Source organism: Ruegeria sp. BA12, from assembly GCF_056539625.1.
On sequence record NZ_JBQFVF010000001.1, the window covers coordinates 878,599 to 900,589 of the forward strand.

Here is a 21,991-nt window from a genome sequence, read left to right on the forward strand (position 1 = left end):
AATATACCCGGGCCATGATTACCGAACTTGGCCACTTTGCCCTGATCCTCGCTTTTCTGGTTGCCATCGTGCAATCGGTGGTTCCACTGATAGGCGCAGCGAAACGCTGGCCTAGCTGGATGAATTTCGCTGAACCGGCGGCAATCATTCAATTTACGATGGTTGCCTTTTCGTTCGGTGCGCTGGTCTGGGCCTTTGTGACGTCCGATTTCTCGCTGAGGATCGTGGTTGAAAACAGTCACTCGGCCAAACCAATGTTGTACAAGATCAGCGGAACATGGGGTAACCACGAAGGCTCTATGCTGTTGTGGGTTCTTATCGTGTCCTTGTTTGGCGCGATGGCCGCGTTTTTTGGGGGCGGTTTGCCGCCGACTTTGAAGGCGCGGGTATTGGCGGTGCAAGGAGCAATTGGGGTCGCGTTTTTCGCGTTTATCCTATTCACCTCGAACCCGTTTGACCGGCTGATCGTGGCCCCCTTTGACGGGCGCGATCTAAACCCGTTGCTGCAAGACCCCGGTTTGGCCTTTCATCCGCCGTTTCTGTATTTGGGCTATGTGGGGCTGAGCATGGCGTTCAGCTTTGCCGTCGCCGCCCTGATCGAAGGGCGCGTAGACGCCGCGTGGGGCCGGTGGGTACGCCCATGGACGCTGGCGGCTTGGGTTTTTCTGACCATCGGTATCGCGCTAGGGTCCTGGTGGGCCTATTACGAGCTCGGCTGGGGCGGGTTCTGGTTCTGGGATCCTGTCGAAAATGCCTCGTTCATGCCATGGCTGCTGGCCGCTGCGCTGTTGCATTCGGCCATCGTCGTGGAAAAACGCGAGTCGTTGAAAAGCTGGACGATCCTGCTGGCAATCATTGCTTTTGGCTTTTCGCTGATTGGTACCTTCATTGTGCGTTCGGGTCTTCTGACTTCGGTCCATGCGTTTGCCAATGACCCCGAGCGTGGCGTGTTCATCCTGATCATCCTCGTGATCTTCATCGGCGGCGCGCTGACCCTGTTTGCCGCGCGGGCGCAGGCGATGGAGGCCAAGGGCGTTTTTGGCATGGTCAGCCGTGAAAGCGCGCTGGTGTTGAACAATATCCTGCTGGCCGTCAGCTGTTTCGTCGTATTCGTCGGAACAATGTGGCCGATGGTGGCTGAGATGGCCTTTGACCGCAAACTCTCGGTCGGCGCGCCGTTCTTCAATTCGGCATTTACGCCCTTCATGGTGGCGCTAGGGATTGCATTGCCAGTGGGTGCGATGTTGCCGTGGAAGCGCGGCAAGCTTGGCAAAACTGCCTATTCGCTGCGCTATGCCTTTGTTCTGGCCGTTGCGCTGGCATTGCTGGTCTGGGCAATGCAAACAGAGCGCAGTGCGCTGGGTCCGGTTGGGCTGTTCCTGGGCGCGTGGATCACCTTTGGCGCGGCGGTTGATTTGTGGAGCCGTACGGGCCGCAAAGGCAATCTGAAACGTCTGTTTCGTTTGCCCGGTGCGGATTGGGGCAAGGCCGTTGCTCATACAGGTATGGGCGTGACCATGTTCGCCATCGCCGGGTTGACCGCGTGGGAGGTCGAAGACATTCGTGTTGCACAACCAGGTCAGCCGTTCGAGGTGGGGCAGTTTACTCTGACTTTGGAAGACGTCCGGCTTGTGGAAGGGCCAAACTATTTCTCGACCACTGCTGACGTTCGGGTCGAAAAGCATGGACGGCCTATGGGAACATTGCATCCTGAAAAGCGCGATTACTCAGTGGCACGGATGCCCACGACCGAAGCTGCGATTGATTATCGGTTCCTGGGGGATCTTTACGTGGTAATCGGCGATCAGCAAGCGGATGGTGGCTGGGTCATGCGGACCTATATCAAGCCGCTGGCCAACTGGATCTGGGGTGGGTGTATCCTGATGGCTCTGGGCGGGCTGCTCAGCCTGTCGGACCGCCGGTTCCGTGTGGCGGCAGGTGCGCGCAAGGCGCCATCGGGCGGAGTACCTGCGGAATGAAACGTCTGGTCCTGATCCTGTCCCTCATCGCGTCGCCCCTGTTTGCCGTACAGCCGGACGAAGTGCTGGACGATCCAGCGCTGGAACAGCGGGCGCGCGACCTTAGCACCGGCCTTCGCTGTCTGGTTTGCCGCAACGAGAGCATCGACGAAAGCAACGCCGAACTGGCCCGTGACTTGCGCCTGTTGTTGCGTGAGCGACTGGTGGCCGGGGACACGGATGACGAGGCAATCGCTTTCATTGTCGATCGCTACGGCGAATATGTCTTGCTGAAGCCAACCACTTCGGGATCGAATCTGATGCTGTGGCTTGCGGGCCCGATCATGTTGTTGATCGCAGCCCTCATGGGCTGGAGTTTCCTGCGCAAACGGTCCCGGGTTCAGGTCACGGGTGAAAAGGACACGCTCAGCGAGGCTGAGAAAGAGCGTTTGCGCCAGATTCTTGAAGACTGACCCCGCGTTCATCTTTTCCTTCCCCTCCATTTCGGTCAGGGTTCCGAAAAGTTTGGAATTGGGGGAAGGTTCATGGAATACGAAACAATCCTTTTGGACATCACGGATGATTTGGCTGTTGTCACCCTGAACCGGCCCGACAAGATGAACGCGATGACCGCGCAGATGCGGGCCGAAGTCACTCATGCAATGAAACATGCGGCGCGTCATGCAAGGGCGATCGTTCTGACCGGAGCGGGAAGCGCCTTTTGTTCAGGACAGGATCTGGGTGATGCGTCCAGCACCGGCAAGGTCGATTTAGAACGCACGCTGCGCGATGAATATGAACCGATGCTGGAAACGATCTATGATTGCCCGGTGCCCACCATTGCGGCTGTGAACGGACCGGCAGCCGGGGCAGGGGCAAACCTTGCGCTGTGCGCTGATGTGGTGATCGCCACTGAAAGCGCATACTTCCTGCAGGCGTTCGCCCGGATCGGGTTGTTGCCGGATGCGGGCGGTACGTGGTTCATGCCGCGTCAGATGGGGTTCGCCAAAGCGATGGGGGCCGCCTTATTCGCGGACAAGATCAGCGCACGGCAGGCTGATGAATGGGGTCTGATCTGGGAAGCCGTGTCCGACGACACATTCGATGCCCATTGGCGCAAACGTGCAGCCTATCTGGCGAATGGTCCCACAGCCGGTTTTGGCGCGATCAAACAGGCCATCCGCGGGACGTATGAGAAAACGCTGCCACAGCAATTGGCCGCCGAAGCACATTTACAAGGGGAATGCGGGCGCAGCCGTGATTTTGCCGAAGGTGTCGTCGCCTTCATGGAAAAACGCCCCCCGAAATTCGAGGGGCGCTGAACCGTTCAGGCGCGGCGGCGACGGCGCGTGCGCCGCTCGGGTGCGTTGGCTTCGTCGCCGGTACCATCCGAGGCCGAGGAAAACGGCCCCAGGGCATCGGTGATCTGATCCAGTGTCGGGCGCGAACCGCGCGGTTTTGTGTCCAACGCTTCGCGCATCTTGCGCAGGTGATCGGGCATGGTGCCGCAGCAACCGCCAATGATTGTGGCTCCGGCATCGCGCGCCATGGCGGCGTATTCACCCATCAACTCGGGCGTCCCGTCATAGTGGATGTGGCCATCCACGTATTTCGGAATACCGGCATTGCCCTTCGAGATCACGGGCCGCTCGGTGCCTTGCGCGGCAAAGCCCAGAACGGTGCGCAGGATATCAGACGCGCCGGTGCCGCAGTTGGCGCCAAACGCAATCGGCGGGTTGGGCAGGGTTTCGACCAGTTGAGCCAGATCGGACGAAGTAACACCCATCATGGTTCGCCCAGCGGTGTCAAAGCTCATGGTGCCGCACCAGGGCATATCGGCCAAGGCGAACGCCTCAGCGGCGGCGCGGAATTCTTCAGGGGCGCTTATGGTTTCCAGCCACACAACATCGGCGCCACCAGCCTTGAGCGCATCGGCCTGTTCATGGAACATTTCGACGGCGTCGGCATGGGTCAGGCTGCCAACGGGCACCAGAATCTCGCCGGTTGGGCCGACCGATCCGGCCACAACGATCGGGCGTCCGGCTTTGTCAGCAACCTCACGTCCCAACTCGGCACCGATCCGGTTCAACTCGGCCACGCGGTTTTGCGCATCATGCAGCTTTAGCCGGGCCGACGTGCCCCCGAAAGTGTTGGTCAGGAAAAGATCACTGCCCGCATCCACCGAGCTTTGATACAGCGCGCGGATCTTACCCGGCGCGTCCACGTTCCACAATTCGGGCGCATCACCCGATTGCAAACCCATGTTGAACAGGTTGGTCCCAGTTGCACCGTCTGCCAAAATGGCATCTTTGGTCTTGAGAAGTTCGGTCAATGCATTTGTCATTGGGGTTATCCGGAAAAAGGCGCAATTGGCCTGATAATAACAGAGGCGCCCCGTGTCTCATGACCGGGACGCCAAAGCAAACTCATAAATCTCATGAAGATCATGAGGTGGGGCAAAAGCCCTTAGTCAGTCTCGCTAAGAATCTGCGACTTGGCTTCGGGCAGAAGCTCGGCCATCTTGGCGCGAATTTCATCGTCAGACGACAAAGTACCCAGATCGCCGGAAACCTTGCGCACAACATCTTCGTGACCGGCTTCTTCAAAATCGGATTTCACGACGGCTTTGGCGTATTCTTCCGCTTCGTCACCGGTTTTGCCCAGCTTTTCCGCGGCCCATAGGCCAAGCAGTTTGTTGCAGCGGGCCTGTGCCTTGAACTGCATCTCTTCATCATGCGCAAACTTGGCTTCAAATGCGTTTTCGCGTTCGTCAAACGTCGTCATAGGTTGGGGACCTCTTCGAGTAACATATCGTTGATGTTGATATGACCATACAGAACGCCGCGTGCAAGGGATTTGCGTTGTATCAAAGTCTTTCTTGTGTGCGAACTTGCGGGAAAGGGGGGCTTGCACTATGAGGACGCCAACGTGAGGGGACTCATTCCCTCTTACCAGACTGGAAGGGTCGCTTATGGCGCGTCGCAAGAAAATCTACGAAGGTAAAGCTAAGATTCTGTATGAAGGCCCAGAGCCGGGCACCATCGTGCAATATTTCAAGGATGATGCCACCGCGTTCAACGCCGAAAAAAAGGACGTGATCGACGGCAAGGGCGTGCTGAACAACCGCCTGAGCGAGTTCTTCATGAACGGCCTGACCCAGATCGGCGTGCCGACCCACTTTATTCGCCGCCTGAACATGCGCGAACAGTTAGTGCGCAGCTGCGAGATCGTGCCGCTGGAAGTGATCGTGCGCAACTATGCCGCTGGGACGATGTCGAAACGTCTGGGCATCGCCGAGGGCACGCAGTTGCCGCGCCCGATTGTAGAGTATTGCTATAAGGATGATGCGCTAGGTGATCCTCTGGTAACCGAGGAACACATTGCCGCCTTTGGCTGGGCCAGCCAACAGGACATGGAAGATATCCTGAGCCTGGCGCTGCGCGTGAATGATTTCCTGAGTGGCGTGATGCTGGCCGTGGGTATCCGCCTGGTCGATTTCAAGATTGAGATTGGCCGCGTTTATGACGGCGACTATCAGCGTCTGATTATCGCGGACGAGATCAGCCCGGACAGCTGCCGCCTATGGGATATCGAAACCGGACAGAAATTGGACAAGGACGTGTTCCGCCGCGATCTGGGCAATCTGACTGATGCCTATTCAGAGGTCGCACGACGTCTGGGCGTTCTGCCAAAAAGCAACGTGACCAAGCCCACGCTGATCAACTAGGCCGGTTTTCGGATGTAAATTCTGTCAATAGCGCCGTTTCTAAGACGGCGCTTTTTTCTTTTGCTCTGGTGGTTTGACAGACGGTCCGCACCTTCGCATTGTCGGGGCAGGTGCAATCAAGGATAGTCACGAAATGGCCGAATTGTTCGATCAGGCGGTTTTTCTGAAATTCCTCGCGGCGTTACTGGCGATCTTCAATCCGCTTTACGGTATCCCGATCTTTCTGAGTATGACCGAAGGCTACTCGGGTCCCGAACGCAAGCGCGTGGCACTGGTCGTAACCGGAACAGTGGTTGTCGTGGCCTTGATCGCGGTATTGGTTGGCGAAGAGATTCTGGCGGTCTTCGGCATCGACATCCCGTCCTTCCGCATTGCCGGCGGGTTGATCATTCTGGGGGTCGGCATGTCGATGCTGAACGCGTCTGACCCGCCAAAAGGTGATCAAAGGGCGGTTGCAGAGGGCGAAAAGAAGAAAAGCAACATTGCCGTCGTGCCGTTGGCAATACCGTTGACCATCGGACCCGGCACGATTGCCACGACCATCGTGTTTGCTCATACGCTGTCGGATGGGGCCGAGATTGTGACATTAGGCTCAGCCGTATTGATCGCCTGCGCCATCGTCGGGCTGGGGTTGCTGTTCGCCGACCCGATCTCGCGGTTTTTTGGGCCAACCATGATCAACGTGATCACCCGCGTTATGGCAATCATTCTTGTGGCCGTGGCCGTCGAAATGGTGCTGACCGGTACGTTTAACGCCATTGATGCGCATTACCCCGGATTAACCGGCAGTGGCTGAGCGTCACACCTGCGGCAAACTGTGTGCGGACAAGGGTTGTCGAACGCGGTTTGTCGCGTTATCCCCCGCGCAACGGAACGGGCCCGGAACCATGGCCCTTAGCTGGAGTTGCAGGAATGAAAGCACGGGTGCATGTGATGCTCAAGAATGGGGTCCTTGACCCGCAGGGTGAAGCAGTGCGGCACGCATTGGGCGCTATGGGCTTCGATCAGGTCGAAGGCGTGCGTCAAGGCAAGGTGATCGACCTTGAGCTGGCTGCAGGTGCGACCGAGGCCGACATCACCGAGATGTGCGAAAAGCTGTTGGCCAACACGGTCATCGAACGCTACGAAATCGAACTGGTCTGACCCTTTACCCCGGAGGCCCCGCCATGCGCGCTGCTGTTATCGTATTCCCTGGGTCCAATTGTGACCGGGACCTTGCCGTCGCTTTTGAACAGGTGGGGTTTCAGGTCGACATGGTCTGGCACAAGGATGCCGCGCTGCCCGAGGGCATCGACATCGTGGGCGTTCCCGGCGGGTTTTCCTATGGTGACTACCTGCGTTGCGGCGCGATTGCCGCGCAATCGCCGATCTGCAAGGCGGTTGTCGAACATACCAACCGCGGTGGCTATGCCGTGGGTGTCTGTAATGGCTTCCAGATTCTGACAGAAACCGGCGTTCTACCGGGTGCATTGCTGCGCAATGCGGGTCTGAAATACATCTGCAAAACTGTCGGTCTGAAGGTGGAAACCAGCGACAGCGCCTTTACCCAAGGTTACAACGCCGGTGACGTGATCGGTATTCCGATTGCACACCACGACGGCAATTATTTCGCGGATGACACCACTCTGGCTGCGTTGCGGGATCAGGATCGGATCGCGTTCACCTATACCGAGAATCCAAACGGCTCGGTTGGCGATATTGCTGGTATCCTGTCGGAAAACCGCCGGGTGTTGGGGATGATGCCGCACCCCGAGCGGGCGGCGGATGAAGGTCACGGCGGCACTGATGGAACGGCATTGTTCCGCGCATTGTCGGGGGTCCTCGCACCTGCGTGACTTGAGGTTGCGATCAAGCCCGCGTAATTTCCCGGGATGAGTTCTGATGTTCGCTCTGGCTGGTCCATTCTGACAAAACCTTTTCGCGGCGCGCCCCTTGGGTGGCGCCTGCGATTGGCCGTCATTACCCTTCTGGTGGTCGCTGTTGCGACGATCTGGATCACAAACCGGCTGCTGACGGACAGATTTACTGAGTCCACTCGCAACCGCGCCGAGCTGCGTCTAGCCCTGTACTCCGGCAACCTGCTGAGCGAACTACGCAGAAATGCGATTGTGCCGCAGCTGCTTTCGCGGGATCCCACGCTGATCTCGGCGCTTCAATCCAGCGATTATTCTCTGTCGACCCAGCGCCTGATCTCATTTGTGGAAGAAATTGGAGCAGCCTCGCTGATGCTGTTGGATGGGGATGGGCGTTCGGTCGCGTCCACCGATCGCAACCGTTTAGGTGAGGCACACAGGAGTTTGCCTTATTTCATTGATGCGGTACGCTCGAACGCCACGATCTTTACGGTAATCCCGAAGGAATCCGGCGGCTATAGTTTTGTCTATTCGCGTCGCATGGAAGCCAACGCCGAAATCCTTGGCGTCATCGTGGTTGAGGTCGATTTGCACAAGTTCGAACTGGCCTGGGCAGGGATTTCGGACGCGGTAATGGTGGCAGATAGTACCGGCACGATCATCTTGTCGACCGAACCACAGTGGCGCGGCGTGCAAGAAGGCGAGGCGATGCTGCGTCAGCCGCCCGAAGGGGCCATCCAGCGCGCAATCCGGGCAACGACCGATTGGACCGCCTTGCCGCCTGATGCCTATCTGCAGGGTGAGGCCGTGATGCGCATGGAGACGCGTATACCATTCCGCGGTTGGCAAATGACGTCATTCACCACCTATGCGTCGATCCGGGAAAAGGTGAACAGCGTTCTGGCGCTCGAAATCATGGGATTCGCGATTCTGCTGGCGCTGGCCTTTTACGCGCTGAGCCGCCGGGCGACCTTGCGGATGGCCTTGTTCCAGCGCGAGTCGGCAGAGCTTCGCGCATTGAACATGCGGCTACAGCGGGAAATTGCTGAACGTGAACGGGTTGAAAAGACACTGGAAGTTGCCGAGCAAACGCTGGCGCAGAGTTCGAAACTTGCGGCCTTGGGTGAGATGTCGGCCGCTGTCAGCCACGAGTTGAATCAACCGCTGGCTGCAATGAAAACTTATCTGGCTGGCGCGCGTCTGTTGCTGCGCAGAAACCGCCCCGAAGAGGCGTTGGCCAGCTTTGGTCGCATCGACGGCTTGATCGAACGGATGGGGGCGATCACCCGACAGCTTAAATCCTATGCGCGCAAGGGCGCGGATGCGTTTTCACCAGTAAATCTTGGCGAAGCGCTGGCTTCCAGCCTGTCAATGATGGAACCGCAGCTGCGGCAGCGACACGTTAAAATAACGCAGATCCTGCCCGAAGAACCCGTTATAGTGATGGGGGACCGGATGCGGATCGAACAAGTGATGGTGAACCTCTTGCGCAATGCGCTGGACGCTACCAAATCGGTATCAGAGCCGGATGTTGAAATCATCCTGGCAGCTGGTGACATGGCGGTGCTGACCGTCCGCGACAATGGTCACGGGATCGAGAATATCGAGAATCTGTTCGAGCCCTTCTACACCACCAAGCAGCCCGGCGATGGGGTCGGGTTGGGGCTTGCCATCTCGTCGGGTATCGTGAACGACCATGGGGGACGGTTGACTGCGCGCAACGGCCAGCACGGCGGCGCGGTGTTTGAGATGCAATTGCCGATACTAGGAAGCGACGGCCTGGAGGCCGCTGAATAACAAAGGAATGACTATGGCACAGGCCATGAAGATCGCCATTGTGGATGACGAACAGGACATGCGCCAGTCGATCAGCCAATGGCTGGCACTGTCGGGATATGACACTGAAACGTTCTCGAGCGCCGAGGACGCGCTGAAGGTACTGGGACCGGATTATCCGGGCATTGTCATCTCGGACATCAAGATGCCGGGAATGGATGGCATTCAATTGCTGAAAAAGCTGATGGGGGCTGATAGCACCTTACCGGTCATCATGATCACCGGTCACGGCGATGTTCCGATGGCGGTTGAGGCGATGCGCGTGGGCGCGTTCGACTTTCTTGAAAAGCCTTTCAACCCGGACCGCATGTCAGAACTGGCAAAACGCGCCAGCAATGCACGCCGTCTGACATTGGACAACCGGGCCTTGCGGCGCGAGCTGTCCGGCGGCACTCAGATCATGAACAAGCTGATCGGGGCCAGCCCGGTGATGGAGCGCTTGCGAGAGGATATCCTGGATTTGGGGCAGGCGGACGGCCATGTTCTGATCGACGGTGAGACCGGCACGGGTAAAACCCTGGTTGCGCATGCTCTGCATGCTGTTGGCAGCCGGGCGGGCAAGAAATTCGTTCTGGTTTCGTGCGCAGCGCTGGAAGAAGAGGCGCTGTCGAAACGTCTGTTCGGTCCGATGATGCCCGAAGACGCGCAACTGCCCGCGATTGAAGAGGCGCGCGGTGGGACGTTGGTGCTGGAAGATGTCGAAGCCCTCAGTGACACGCTGCAGGCCCGACTGCTGAGCGTCATGAACGATCAGGGTACGCCGGCCGAGACCAGGATCGTTGCAATTTCGAACCTGCAAGAGGCAGGTAAAACCAGTGAAGATGTCTTGCGTCCGGACCTGTTTTATCGCTTGGCCGCGCTTCGGATTACCATGCCGCCCTTGCGCCAGCGCGGAGAAGATATCCTGACGCTGTTCACGCGCTTGAGTGAGCAATTTGCTGAAGAATATGGCTGTGACGCACCGCAGGTCAGCGCGCAGGAGGCCGCGCAGTTGCTGCAGGCCCCGTGGCCAGGCAATGTGCGCCAGCTGATCAACATCGCCGAACGCGCCGTGCTGCAATCTCGCCGGGGTTCCGGGACGATTGCCTCGTTGCTGATGTCGGATCACGAAGAAATGCAGCCGGTTATGACGACTGAGGGCAAGCCGCTGAAGGAATATGTCGAGGCGTTCGAACGGATGCTGATCGACAACACGATGCGCCGTCACAAGGGCTCGATTGCGTCCGTGATGGAAGAGCTATGCCTGCCGCGACGGACGTTGAACGAGAAAATGGCCAAATACAGCCTGCAGCGTTCGGATTACCTGTAAACACCAGAGAGGGGGTCAGCCCCCTCTTTTGGCCCTTTGGGCCAATTCACTCCCCCAAGTATTTTTGGCCAGATGAAGCGATCCTGGCCGGTGTTCGGAGTGAACCGTGCAGTTTGCCCATTGTCTTTTCCACAGGACTGCCTTTATGGTGGCGGGACGGGCCGGGCCTATTTACGCCCTTAAGCCCCAAGCTTTGAGTTTCGCTGCTCTGCCGCGGATGGTGATGATCCCCACGAGGCAAAGCAGACCGATTATGCCCTTAACCGGGCAGTTGAACGCCTGAGCCCGCCTGAGCGGGCGAAAGGAAAAAATGGGCAGGACGCGGCATTCCGCGCCTGTCGGAGAAGAACCGCGATGACGCGCGCGCAACGATCGAGAGTACGGGCAGGGGGCCACAGCGCCAGACCCTGCCGCGCGCCGTCCAATATCGCCCTGACAAGACACCACCCCAAAAGCGCCTGTCCTCCCGGACGGGCCAGGACAACGCGTTTGGCGCGGTGCACCAAGGACAAATGGCTAAGAAAATGCTTATCGATGCCACCCACGCGGAGGAAACCCGCGTTGTGGTGGTCGACGGAAACAAGGTCGAGGAGTTCGATTTTGAGTCCGAAAACAAACGTCAGCTTGCTGGCAATATCTATCTAGCAAAAGTTACGCGAGTAGAACCGTCCCTTCAGGCGGCCTTTGTGGATTACGGCGGGAACCGGCATGGGTTCCTCGCGTTCTCGGAAATCCACCCGGATTACTATCAGATTCCGGTCGCCGACCGCGAAGCGCTGATGGAAGAAGAGCGCGCCTACGCCGAGGCTATGAAGGCGCGGGACGAGGCGGAAGAAGCCAAGCCTAAAAAGCGCCGGTCCCGGTCGCGGACCAAGGCGGCGGATGTGAAATCTGACGACGCAGTCGAATCCATCGAGGTTTCGTCTGAGCCAACAGGCATGGAAACGATTGATCTGGATGAGGGCGAAGAAGGGGCTGATCTGTCTGTTCCAGAAGGCACCTCTCCGATGGATCATGTTGCTGAGACGCCGGTTGAGGAACCCAGCGATGACGCAGAAGCCTCGGATGAAGTTGAGGCACCTGCCGCTGAGACAGAAGAGCCTGCGACCGCGGAGGAGCCTGCTGCCGAGGCTGAGGAAGCCGCCACGGAAGAGGTATCTGCGGAGCCTGTAGAAGAAACTGCAGACGTTGAGGCAAAAGATGCCTCTCCTGAAGGGGAGGCTGAAGCCGAAAGCGCTGCAGACGACAACGCAGACGACGCGCCTGCTGCGGAAGCCACCAAAACCGACGCCGAAGACGAAGACGAGGCCGAAGAAAAACCTCGTTCAGACGCATCGGCTAAGGATGATAGCATTGAGTCAGTTGCTGATGAGGACGACAGCGAGGACATCCGTCCGCCGCGCAAGCCGCGTCCACGTCGCTATAAGATTCAAGAAGTGATCAAGGTACGCCAGGTTCTGCTGGTACAAGTCGTCAAGGAAGAGCGTGGCAACAAGGGCGCCGCGTTGACCACATACCTGTCGCTGGCGGGTCGCTATTGCGTTCTGATGCCCAACACCGCGCGTGGCGGTGGCATCAGCCGCAAGATCACCAATGCCCCGGATCGTAAGAAACTAAAGGAAATCGCGGCTGAAATTGACGTGCCGACTGGTGCGGGCCTGATCATTCGGACTGCGGGGGCCAAGCGCACCAAGTCCGAAATCAAACGCGACTATGAGTATCTGCAGCGCATGTGGGAGCAGATCCGCGAGCTGACGCTGAAGTCCATCGCGCCCGCCAAGATTTATGAAGAGGGCGACCTGATCAAACGGTCGATCCGCGATCTCTATAATCGTGAGATTGATGAGGTTCTGGTCGAGGGTGAAGGCGGTTACCGCATCGCCAAGGACTTCATGAAAATGATCATGCCGTCCCACGCGAAGAACGTGAAACGGTATGAAGACGCACTGCCGCTGTTCGCACGCTATCAGGTCGAAAGCTATCTGACCGGCATGTTCAACCCGACGGTGCAGCTGAAGTCCGGCGGGTATATCGTGATCGGCGTGACCGAAGCGTTGGTGGCGATCGACGTGAACTCGGGCCGGGCAACCAAGGAAGGCTCGATCGAGGAAACCGCGCTTAAGACCAATCTTGAGGCCGCTGAAGAAGTGGCGCGGCAACTTCGGTTGCGCGATCTTGCTGGTCTGATTGTCATCGACTTTATCGACATGGACGAGCGTAAGAACAACTCGGCCGTTGAAAAGCGTTTGAAAGACAAGCTCAAGACAGACCGCGCGCGTATTCAGGTGGGTCGGATATCCGGCTTTGGCCTGATGGAGATGAGCCGACAGCGTCTGCGCCCTGGCATGCTGGAGGCGACAACACAGCCGTGCCCGTCCTGTCATGGCACCGGGTTGATCCGGTCGGATGACAACATGGCGCTGACCATCCTGCGTCAGATCGAAGAGGAGGGCACGCGCCGCCGCTCGCGCGAGGTTCTGGTGCGCTGCCCGGTCAGTATCTCTAATTTCCTGATGAACCAAAAGCGGGAACATATTGCGCAGATCGAAGCACGTTATGGCTTGTCAGTTCGCATCGAAGGCGACGTGCACCTGGTCAGTCCCGATTTCTCGATGGAGAAGTTTAAGACCGCCAGCCGTATCGTGCCCGAGGCGACAGCGCCGGTTGTATCCGTGGACGCAACGCTGATGGATCTGGTGGATGCGGACGAGGACGAAGCCGTCGAAGAAGAAACGGCGGTTCAGGTCGAAGAAGAGACTAAGCCCAAGCGCAAACGTCGCCGCCGTCGTCGTAAGAAAAGCAACGGCTCGGGGGATACGCCTGAAGCCACTGCAGAGGACGGTGAGGCGGCAGCCGAAGCTACGGAAGAAGCACCTTCTGAGGCTCAATCTGAGGAAGCCGCAGCGGAAGAAAAAGCTGAAAAACCGAAACGCCGCCGTGCGCCGCGCCGTCGTAAGAAAGACGCGGAAACGGTTGAAGCAACTGACGAAACACCCGCTGATAAAGCTGAGGAAACAGTCGCTAAGCAGGCCGAGGAAACCGCTGCAGAAGAACCTGCGCCGGAACAAGCCGTTGAACAGCCCGAAGCTGCTGAGGTGGTGACCGAACCGGTTTCAGCGGAAGCCGATGCGCCGACAGTGGATGAGGTAACCGAGACAGAAGTGATTACCGAAGTTGCTGTCGAAGCTGAAGAAGCTGTGGAAGAGGTTGCCGAGACTGTCCAGACCGCTGAAGTCGAAGTAGCGCTGGAAGAGCCGGTTGCAGAAACGCCTGAGCCTGTTCTGGAAGTTGTGGCCGAAGAGCCTGAGCAACCCAGCGAACCGCCCAAGCCGAAACGGCGCGGGTGGTGGTCCTTGGGGCAATAAAAAAGAAAGGCGGGCTTTGAGCCCGCCTTTTTCTTGAACCAGACGTGTTTCCACCTCAGCCTGATTTTTGTATCAGGTAGATCTGGTGTCCGTCCGCATCCTCTTGTGACACCAGCTGGTGCCCACTTTCGGTGCAGAAATGCGGAACATCGATGATGGCGGCAGGATCATCGGCCAACACGCGCAAAATTGCCCCCGAGGGCATAGATTTAAGGCGTTTTCTGGCTTTCAGGACGGGCAAAGGGCACAAAAGACCCAGCGCATCCAATGTTTCAGTGGGGCTAGACATAATGTGCAGATATTTCCAAGTTGACGCAGTGTCCAGCGTCTAAGCACGGGGATGTGACCGAATGGCCCCGTGACGTGGCGGGGTTGATACCATATGTGCTGATTTATGTTCGGAATTGATATCATAGACGCGGGCCTGCTGCCCGCCATGTTCATCGCGATGCTGGGCGGGCTGATCAGCTTCTTGTCGCCTTGCGTTCTGCCCATCGTGCCACCTTATCTGGCGTATATGAGCGGTGTGACCATCAACGAGATGCAGGATGAGGCGCGTGCGCGGCGTAAGGCGACGATGTCGGCGCTGTTCTTTGTGCTTGGTCTGTCCACGGTGTTCTTGTTATTGGGGTTCACAGCATCGGCCTTTGGGGTATTCGTGCTGCAGAACCAGGTGCTTTTCGCCAAACTCTCCGGTGCAGTGGTGATTGTCTTTGGTCTGCATTTCCTGAATGTTTTCCGCATTCCTTTCCTGGATCGTGAGGCGCGGATCGAAACCGGAGATTCCGGCGGCTCGGTCTTTGGTGCCTATATCCTGGGTCTGGCCTTTGCGTTCGGCTGGACTCCGTGCATCGGACCGCAACTGGGTGCGATCCTGTCGCTGGCGGCGTCCGAGTCCTCGGTTGCGCGGGGTACGTTGTTGCTGGGTGTTTATGCGGCAGGTCTGGGTATTCCGTTCCTACTGGCCGCGATGTTCCTGAACCGGTCGATGTCAGTAATGAACCGGATCAAGCCTTACATGGGTACGATTGAAAAGGTCATGGGGGGTCTGCTGCTGTTCGTCGGCATCATGCTGATCACTGGCCTGTTCACCGAGTTCAGCTGGTGGCTGCTGGAAACCTTCCCCGTACTCGCCAATTTCGGATGATCTGACTTACCTTGGCGGCAAGGCTGCGTTAACCTGCGCCGCAGAAGGTAAGGCCATGAGCAGTCACACAAATCAGCCTCAGGTAAGACGGCGTCGGGTTTTCTACATACCCGGCTACGATCCGATTCACCCTCGGCGATATCGAGAGCTGTACCGAAAAGAAGGTCGGGTGCAGGCGGAAATCTCAGGCTACGAGATCTCACTGTCGCCCAAATCAGGTGACGGTCCGTACGGCTGGCATGTCCGCTCGCACCAGGATGGCGTCGACGTCGAGGCAGATATCGAGGTCTTGGTCTGGTCGGACATCGTGCGCGACAGCATGTCGAATTCGATCCCCGCGGCCTACTTGCAGCTTGTGCGCACGGCCTGGATTTATATTGGGTCAGGGGCATTGTGGCGCCTTATGTGCTTGCGCAAAGGGCCAGTGATTGCAGCGTTGTATCCTGTCGGCATGCTGATTGCGCAATTGGCCCTGTCGCTAGGCGTGCTGTGGATATTTGCGGCGTTGCTATGGCCTGTTGCTTGGTGGGTGGCCATGGTGCCGGCAATAACGGCCGCTTATGCTTTGCTGCTCTGGTTTCGCAAGATCGATAATCGCTTGTTTGCGTATTACCTGATGCACGACTATGCCTATTCGGCTGCGTTGAATGGCGCCACCCCAGCCGAGTTACGGTCACGTCTGGCCGAATTTACCAAACATATTCAACGCGCACTTGAGACGGATGTGGATGAGGTTCTGGTCGTTGGCCATTCATCGGGGGCGCATCTGGGTGTGATGGTGCTGGCTGATCTGATCCGTTCGCAAAACCTTCCCAGTGACGGCCCGATCCTGTCCTTTCTAAGCCTTGGGCAGGTGGTGCCTATGGTCTCATTCCTGCCGGACGCCAGGGATTTGCGCACCGATCTGCAATTTCTGTCGACCCGAAGTGAACTCACCTGGGTTGACGTGTCCGCTCCGGGGGATGGGTGTGCCTTTGCTCTATGTGACCCAGTGGGCGTCAGTGGCGTTGCCCCCGATCAAAAACGTTGGCCGCTGGTGCTGTCCGCGGCCTTTACACAGACTCTGTCGCCAGAACGCTGGCACGAGCTGCGCTGGCGGTTTTTCCGGCTGCATTTTCAGTATCTCTGCGCGTTTGATCGCCCCGGTGATTATGACTATTTCCGCGTTACCGCAGGGCCGCTTTCATTGGCGCAAAGGTTTCAAGGCCGTGATCCGTCAAAATCGCGTATCGACCAGCCGGTTTCGAAATACAGGTCGGTTCTTCCGTGAAGCCGCCCAAACCAACATCCCGCCCGGATAAGGTCTCTCTGTGGCGCTATCTGAAACTGTTCCGCAAGGACCTGTTATCGGCCCAGCCACAGCGCCTGTACCGGGCCTGGATGGCCGAGTTTCGAACCCCGTTCTTTCGATCCTACATGATCAACCAGCCCGAGCTTGTAGAAACCGTCCTTAAGCAGCGCCCTGACGATTTCCCGAAATCTGGTCGCATTAGCGAGGGGTTGCGCCCGCTATTGGGTGACTCGGTCTTTCTGACCAATGGTGAGACCTGGAAACGGCAGCGCCGCATCATCGACCCGGCCTTTGAAGGCGGGCGGTTGAAAGACACATTCCCAGCCATGCTGGAAGCCGCGCAAGCCTGTGTCACGCGGTTGAAAGGGCAAGCGGGGCAGGTGATTGAATGCGAGGAGGTTATCAGCCACGCCGCGGCGGACGTGATTTTCCGAACGCTCTTCTCAGTTCCGATTGAACATGAAGTAGCCGCGCAGGTGTTCGAAAAGTTCCGAGCCTATCAGCGGCAACAGCCTTTGTTGAACCTGGCGGCCTTTATTCCGGTACCGAAGTGGGTGCCCCGGTTGCATGCGCGCAATACGCGCAGAAACGCGCAGGATATCCGGGCTTTGATTTCGGGTCTAATAGCAGAGCGTGCCGATCTGATCGCCACTGGTCAGGCGCCGGACGACTTGGCAACCAAGATCATGACCACACCTGATCCGGAAACCGGTCATTGTTTCGACACGCAAGAGATGGTGGATCAGGTCGCCATCTTTTTCCTGGCTGGGCATGAAACCAGTGCATCAGCGCTGGCCTGGACGCTGTATTTGATGGCGCTTTACCCCGAATGGCAGGAAATACTAAGCGCTGAGGCGGAAATTCTGAATGATCCCAGCTTTAGCGCAGTGTCCAGTTTGAAGCTCAGCCGCGATGTATTTCGCGAGGCGCTGCGCCTGTACCCTCCGGTACCGATGATGGTGCGCGAGGCGACGTGCCCCGAACAATTCCGGGGGCGGGACATTCCCAAGGGCGCGCAGATCGTCATCAGCCCCTGGCACCTGCATCGGCAAGAGCGTTTGTGGGATCGACCCGATGATTTCGATCCTACTCGATGGTCTACCGAAAACGGGAAAACCTGCCAACGCCACGCATATATCCCTTTTTCCGCCGGTCCCCGCGTGTGTACCGGGGCCGGGTTCGCCATGGTCGAAGGGCCATTGCTGTTGTCGATGTTGTTGCGAAAATTCCGGTTCGAACTGGTTGAAGATCGCACACCAGTGCCAGTGGCGCATCTGACGGTACGGTCCAAAGATGGCATCTGGCTGCGCGTGGTTGAGCGCTAACACGCTACCATCGCCCGCCGCCTTGCTGTATGCGAGTGCAAAATGCGGAATCATTGTTAAACGGGAAAGTCTTATGTCCAAAGCAGAACAGCGCGAGCAGATGTCCAACGGCGCGGGTTTCATTGCGGCCCTGGATCAAAGCGGCGGGTCGACGCCTAAGGCGCTGGCTCTTTATGGGGTTGAGGCCTCGGACTATAGCTCGGACGAGGAAATGTTCGGTGAAATCCAGAAAATGCGCGCACGCATTATTCTGGCTGACGACTTTACCAAGGACAAAGTGATCGGCGCGATCCTGTTCGAACGCACGCTGGGCGAGGAAATCGATGGCCGCAAAGTCGCCGATTACCTGTGGTCGCAGAAAGGTATCGTGCCGTTCCTGAAGATCGACAAGGGTCTGGAAGATCAGGCCAACGGTGTACAGATGATGAAACCGATTCCTGGCCTGGCGGAAACACTGGCCAAGGTGGATGGCGTGTTCGGCACCAAGGAACGCTCGGTGATCCATGAAGCCAACGCCGAAGGAATTGCCGCCGTAGTTGCCCAGCAATTTGACGTCGCGCGCGTGGTTGTTGCCGCAGGCATGGTTCCGATTGTCGAGCCCGAAGTGAACATCAATTCCGCCACCAAGGCCGAGGCCGAGGATATTCTGAAGGCCGAAATCCTGAAGAACCTCGATCAACTGGACGAGGGGCAGGACATCATGCTGAAACTGACCATCCCCACCAATGCCAACCTGTTCGACGAACTGGCCGACCACCCTCGTGTTGTCCGCGTAGTGGCCTTGTCTGGTGGTTATTCAACCGAGCAAGCCTGTGATCTGCTGAACCAGAACGGCAAGATGATTGCGTCGTTTTCGCGCGCGTTGACCGAAGGGCTGTCCAAACAGCAATCAGATGCTGAGTTCAATACGGCTCTGGGCGGCAATATTGACAAGATCTTCCGCGCCTCGGTCTAAGAGGCGCTATTCTGGCTTGATGAATTCGCGGCGCATCTGCGCCGCTTTTTCACGCATGGTACAGCCGATTGCGTGGTCGTTGACCAACCCCATGGCCTGCATGAAAGCAAATACCGTGGTTGGACCAACAAACTTCCAACCGCGTTTTTTCAAATCCTTCGACATTGCAATGGACTCGGCCGAGGTTGACGCATTTTGCGGCGCAGGCGGGTTGTCGGCCTCGTATCGCCACACATAAGCGGCCAGAGAACCCTCGGCCACGATAAGGTCCTGCGCGCAGCGGGCATTGTTGATCACGGCCTCGATCTTGCCGCGATGACGTATGATGCCTTCGTTCTGTAAGAGACGCTCGATGTCTGCATTAGTAAATGCAGCTACAGCGTTAAAATCGAATTGATTAAACGCTTTGCGAAAATTCTCGCGCTTGTTCAGTATTGTTCGCCAACTAAGTCCGGACTGAAAGCTTTCAAGGCAAAGCTTTTCGAACAATCGCTGATCGTCCGCGACCGGATAGCCCCATTCTTGATCGTGATACTCAAAGAACTCAGGGGCGGCTTGGCACCAAGCGCAGCGCGGTTGTCCATCGGGTCCGGTTACAGTCTTGCTCATATGTTGTACCCCTTTTGTTCCGGATCAGGGTACATGCAAAGGAAACAAGCTGACAAGCATCAATCGCGGGTGCGATACCAATTCAGAACATAAACTCGAATGGCTGAAGCTAGACCGATATCGGGGTCACGTTCGACGTCAATCTCAGCCGCCAACGCATTTATTGCCATTTCTTTTTCTTTCGAAATGTCGCGAAAGGCTTGCCAGAACTCATCCTCAAGGGACACCGAAGTACGATGACCTTTTAAAGTCAGTGAGCGTTTGACCGGGCGACTGCTCATTCATCCAACTCGTGATTGTCCATGTCGCGGCGCTGTTTGTCCTGTTCGAACTTGGCCTCGACCTTTTCGACCTTGCTGCGCCCGAATTTGACAGCGTTCTGGTCGGCGCGGGCCTTTTTCTCGGCCCGAGCCTTTGCTTTTCTGTACCGGTTCAGATTGACCGGCTTACCCATCAGTCTTTCGGGCCGATCATATGTTCGGGGCGGACAACGGCGTCAAAGGTCTCTTCATCCACAAAGCCCAGCGCGATGGCCTCTTCCTTGAGGGTGGTGCCGTTTTTGTGTGCGGTTTTGGCAACCTTTGTGGCGTTGTCATAGCCAATCGTCGGGGCTAGAGCGGTCACCAGCATCAGCGATTCCTTCATCAGCTTGTCGATGCGCGGCTCGTTAGCCTTGATGCCCAGCAGCATCCGCTCGGTAAAGCTGTCGGTTGCGTCGCCCAGCAGTTGAATCGATTGCAGCAGGTTGTAGGACATCATCGGGTTATAGACGTTCAGCTGGAAGTGACCTTGCGAACCGGCAAACTTCATCGCTGCGTCATTGCCCATGACATGCGCGGCCACTTGGGTCAGCGCCTCGGCCTGTGTTGGGTTCACCTTACCCGGCATGATTGACGAGCCAGGTTCGTTTTCCGGCAAGATCAACTCACCCAGACCAGAACGTGGGCCGGAACCCAGCAGACGGATGTCGTTGGCGATTTTGTAGCAAGAGCCCGCGATGGTCGCCAAAGCGCCCGACAGGAACACCATGGCGTCATGGGCGGCCAGTGCCTCGAACTTGTTCGGTGCGGTGATGAAGGGCAGGCCGGTGATGTCTGCCATGTTCTTGGCCACGGCCTCATCCCAGCCGTTATGGGTGTTCAGGCCAGTACCAACAGCCGTACCACCTTGCGCCAGTTCATAAATTCCAGGCATCGACGCTTGGACACGGGCGATACCCTGACGGATCTGGTGCGCATAACCGCCAAATTCCTGTTCCAGCGTCAGTGGCGTCGCGTCCTGAGTATGGGTCCGGCCGATTTTGATGATGCCTGCAAACTCTTTTGCTTTGGCTTCCAGCGCCGAAGCGAATTTTTCAAGACCCGGCAACAGCACATCGCGCACGCTCATCGCGGTGGCGATATGCATGGCTGTGGGGAAGGTGTCGTTCGACGATTGGCCCATGTTGCAGTGGTCGTTGGGGTGAACAGGCTCTTTCGAACCAATAACACCGCCGAGGATTTCGATCGCGCGGTTGGCGATCACCTCGTTCGAGTTCATGTTCGACTGCGTACCCGAACCGGTCTGCCAGACGACCAGAGGAAAATTGTCGTCAAACTTGCCTTCGATCACTTCGCCAGCGGCCTGAATGATGGCATCCGCGATCTTTGCATCCAGCTTACCTATGGCTTTGTTTTCCATCGCACAGGCTTTTTTGATCACGCCCAGCGCGCGCACGATGGCAACGGGTTGCTTTTCCCAACCGATCGGGAAGTTCATGATCGATCGCTGCGTTTGGGCACCCCAATACTTGTCAGAAGGAACCTCCAACGGGCCAAAGCTGTCGGATTCGGTGCGGGTCTGAGACATCTGTCACTCCGTAGTGTATACGTTCGTATGCCATTTACCCGCAACATAGTTGCAGAGCAATCGGCCAGTTGCGCGCACCATAAACTTAAGGGTGCCAGAGGTATAGGTGGAAGGGACGGTGAAATTTCTTGTGAAACGCATTGTGCGTGCATACGTGTCCGCTACAATAATAGGATCACCAAATTGGAGGCTCCGGTGGGCAAATTGGTTCAGACTTATTTCTTGAAATATATAGTCTTTTCGCTGGGCTTCCTGTTTTTGATCGCATTATCTGGCGTTCCTGTCCAAGCGGCGGATATTTCGCCTTTTGTCGGCGACTATGTTGGATCTGCAAGTGTTGTCGATGATGACGGTACCGAAACGCCACGCGACATGAGCGTGTCGATTCACGAGATGAAGAACGGTTTTAACATCAGTTGGACGACAACGACCTACAAGGCGGATGGCCGCATCAAGGAACAGAAATTCTCGATTGATTTCAAACAGTCCGACCGGGCAGATGTTTTTTCGGCTGCGATGAAACGCAATGTGTTCGGACACGAAGTACCGCTTGACCCGATGCAGGGCGAACCCTTTGTCTGGGGCCGGATCCAAGGTGATACTCTAACCGTATTTTCCCTGTTTATCGGCGAAACCGGCGACTACGAATTGCAGCAATACGACCGTACATTGGCTGAGGGCGGTCTGGATCTGTCGTTTTCGCGGTTCCGCAATGGGGAAAAGTCCCGTTCGGTCGAGACTTTTCTTAAAAAACAATAGTCTATTGAG

22 protein-coding genes are annotated in these 21,991 nt (G+C 57.2%); 15 read left to right on the forward strand and 7 right to left on the reverse strand.

The features are described from left to right. Positions 1–14: 14 nt before the first annotated feature. From ACR0B0_RS04300 to ACR0B0_RS04310, 3 genes are all read left to right on the forward strand, one after another. The gene (locus ACR0B0_RS04300) at positions 15–1,979 is read left to right on the forward strand and encodes a heme lyase CcmF/NrfE family subunit (RefSeq protein ID WP_480646568.1); all 1,965 of its coding nucleotides are present in this window, start codon (positions 15–17) and stop codon (positions 1,977–1,979) included. Continuing rightward, positions 1,976–2,431 (forward strand): cytochrome c-type biogenesis protein, encoded by a 456-nt coding sequence (locus ACR0B0_RS04305; RefSeq protein ID WP_170348606.1) that lies wholly within the window; start codon positions 1,976–1,978, stop codon positions 2,429–2,431. The genes ACR0B0_RS04300 and ACR0B0_RS04305 overlap by 4 nt, the downstream gene beginning before the upstream one ends. A 72-nt stretch (positions 2,432–2,503) precedes the next feature. Beyond that, positions 2,504–3,280, forward strand: a complete 777-nt coding sequence (locus tag ACR0B0_RS04310; RefSeq protein WP_170348607.1) for an enoyl-CoA hydratase-related protein — start codon at positions 2,504–2,506, stop codon at positions 3,278–3,280. Between the two features lie 5 nt (positions 3,281–3,285). Here ACR0B0_RS04310 and bmt read toward each other — a convergent pair whose 3' ends face one another. Both bmt and ACR0B0_RS04320 read right to left on the reverse strand, forming a co-directional pair. After that, entirely contained in the window at positions 3,286–4,302 is a 1,017-nt protein-coding gene (gene bmt, locus ACR0B0_RS04315) for a betaine--homocysteine S-methyltransferase (protein ID WP_170348608.1), read from the reverse strand. Between the two features lie 122 nt (positions 4,303–4,424). Then, complete coding sequence (locus ACR0B0_RS04320) at positions 4,425–4,742, reverse strand: DUF1476 domain-containing protein (RefSeq protein WP_425080692.1); 318 nt, start codon at positions 4,740–4,742, stop codon at positions 4,425–4,427. Between the two features lie 187 nt (positions 4,743–4,929). Here ACR0B0_RS04320 and purC point away from each other — a divergent pair, with 187 nt between their 5' ends. From purC to ACR0B0_RS04355, 7 genes are all read left to right on the forward strand, one after another. After that, positions 4,930–5,685 carry a phosphoribosylaminoimidazolesuccinocarboxamide synthase gene (purC, locus tag ACR0B0_RS04325; RefSeq protein WP_170358332.1) on the forward strand — a complete coding sequence of 252 codons (756 nt, stop codon included), beginning with the start codon at positions 4,930–4,932 and terminating at the stop codon, positions 5,683–5,685. 133 nt (positions 5,686–5,818) lie between these two features. Continuing rightward, the gene (locus tag ACR0B0_RS04330) at positions 5,819–6,481 is read left to right on the forward strand and encodes a MarC family protein (protein ID WP_170348611.1); all 663 of its coding nucleotides are present in this window, start codon (positions 5,819–5,821) and stop codon (positions 6,479–6,481) included. Between the two features lie 116 nt (positions 6,482–6,597). Then, on the forward strand, positions 6,598–6,828 hold the full coding sequence (gene purS / locus ACR0B0_RS04335) for a phosphoribosylformylglycinamidine synthase subunit PurS (protein ID WP_170348612.1): 231 nt from the start codon (positions 6,598–6,600) through the stop codon (positions 6,826–6,828). 23 nt (positions 6,829–6,851) lie between these two features. Continuing rightward, the gene (purQ, locus tag ACR0B0_RS04340; RefSeq protein ID WP_480646571.1) at positions 6,852–7,520 is read left to right on the forward strand and encodes a phosphoribosylformylglycinamidine synthase subunit PurQ; all 669 of its coding nucleotides are present in this window, start codon (positions 6,852–6,854) and stop codon (positions 7,518–7,520) included. A 36-nt stretch (positions 7,521–7,556) separates the two neighbouring features. Beyond that, on the forward strand, positions 7,557–9,335 hold the full coding sequence (locus ACR0B0_RS04345; RefSeq protein WP_170348614.1) for a sensor histidine kinase: 1,779 nt from the start codon (positions 7,557–7,559) through the stop codon (positions 9,333–9,335). A 13-nt stretch (positions 9,336–9,348) separates the two neighbouring features. Beyond that, on the forward strand, positions 9,349–10,683 hold the full coding sequence (locus tag ACR0B0_RS04350) for a sigma-54-dependent transcriptional regulator (protein WP_170348615.1): 1,335 nt from the start codon (positions 9,349–9,351) through the stop codon (positions 10,681–10,683). 512 nt (positions 10,684–11,195) lie between these two features. Continuing rightward, positions 11,196–14,048, forward strand: coding sequence for an Rne/Rng family ribonuclease (locus ACR0B0_RS04355; protein ID WP_480646573.1), 2,853 nt, complete (start codon positions 11,196–11,198; stop codon positions 14,046–14,048). Between the two features lie 55 nt (positions 14,049–14,103). Here ACR0B0_RS04355 and ACR0B0_RS04360 read toward each other — a convergent pair whose 3' ends face one another. After that, positions 14,104–14,337, reverse strand: coding sequence for a sulfurtransferase TusA family protein (locus ACR0B0_RS04360; RefSeq protein WP_170348617.1), 234 nt, complete (start codon positions 14,335–14,337; stop codon positions 14,104–14,106). 105 nt (positions 14,338–14,442) lie between these two features. On the opposite strand from ACR0B0_RS04360, the gene ACR0B0_RS04365 reads away from it, so the two are divergent. The 4 genes from ACR0B0_RS04365 to ACR0B0_RS04380 all read left to right on the forward strand — a co-directional run bounded on the left by ACR0B0_RS04365 (position 14,443) and on the right by ACR0B0_RS04380 (position 18,766). Further along, complete coding sequence (locus ACR0B0_RS04365; protein ID WP_425080690.1) at positions 14,443–15,195, forward strand: cytochrome c biogenesis CcdA family protein; 753 nt, start codon at positions 14,443–14,445, stop codon at positions 15,193–15,195. A gap of 55 nt (positions 15,196–15,250) precedes the next feature. Continuing rightward, a complete protein-coding gene (locus tag ACR0B0_RS04370) occupies positions 15,251–16,465 on the forward strand; it encodes a hypothetical protein (RefSeq protein ID WP_480646576.1) in 1,215 nt (404 codons plus the stop codon). Continuing rightward, positions 16,462–17,811 carry a cytochrome P450 gene (locus ACR0B0_RS04375; protein ID WP_480646577.1) on the forward strand — a complete coding sequence of 450 codons (1,350 nt, stop codon included), beginning with the start codon at positions 16,462–16,464 and terminating at the stop codon, positions 17,809–17,811. Before ACR0B0_RS04370 ends, ACR0B0_RS04375 begins: the two co-directional genes overlap by 4 nt. A 73-nt stretch (positions 17,812–17,884) precedes the next feature. Beyond that, complete coding sequence (locus ACR0B0_RS04380) at positions 17,885–18,766, forward strand: fructose bisphosphate aldolase (RefSeq protein ID WP_170348621.1); 882 nt, start codon at positions 17,885–17,887, stop codon at positions 18,764–18,766. Between the two features lie 6 nt (positions 18,767–18,772). Here ACR0B0_RS04380 and ACR0B0_RS04385 read toward each other — a convergent pair whose 3' ends face one another. The 4 genes from ACR0B0_RS04385 to fumC are packed head-to-tail and all read right to left on the reverse strand — an operon-like array spanning position 18,773 to position 21,223. Further along, positions 18,773–19,375, reverse strand: coding sequence for a DNA-3-methyladenine glycosylase I (locus tag ACR0B0_RS04385; protein WP_170348622.1), 603 nt, complete (start codon positions 19,373–19,375; stop codon positions 18,773–18,775). A 59-nt stretch (positions 19,376–19,434) separates the two neighbouring features. Beyond that, on the reverse strand, positions 19,435–19,656 hold the full coding sequence (locus ACR0B0_RS04390) for a ribbon-helix-helix domain-containing protein (RefSeq protein WP_480646579.1): 222 nt from the start codon (positions 19,654–19,656) through the stop codon (positions 19,435–19,437). Continuing rightward, positions 19,653–19,829 carry a DUF4169 family protein gene (locus ACR0B0_RS04395; protein WP_170348624.1) on the reverse strand — a complete coding sequence of 59 codons (177 nt, stop codon included), beginning with the start codon at positions 19,827–19,829 and terminating at the stop codon, positions 19,653–19,655. Before ACR0B0_RS04395 ends, ACR0B0_RS04390 begins: the two co-directional genes overlap by 4 nt. Beyond that, entirely contained in the window at positions 19,829–21,223 is a 1,395-nt protein-coding gene (fumC, locus tag ACR0B0_RS04400) for a class II fumarate hydratase (RefSeq protein ID WP_170348625.1), read from the reverse strand. Before fumC ends, ACR0B0_RS04395 begins: the two co-directional genes overlap by 1 nt. Positions 21,224–21,454: 231 nt before the next feature. Between fumC and ACR0B0_RS04405 the strand changes: the two genes are divergently transcribed. Further along, positions 21,455–21,982: a PH domain-containing protein gene (locus tag ACR0B0_RS04405; protein WP_226688805.1), complete on the forward strand. Its 528-nt coding sequence runs from the start codon at positions 21,455–21,457 to the stop codon at positions 21,980–21,982. The last annotated feature ends 9 nt before the right edge of the window (positions 21,983–21,991 follow it).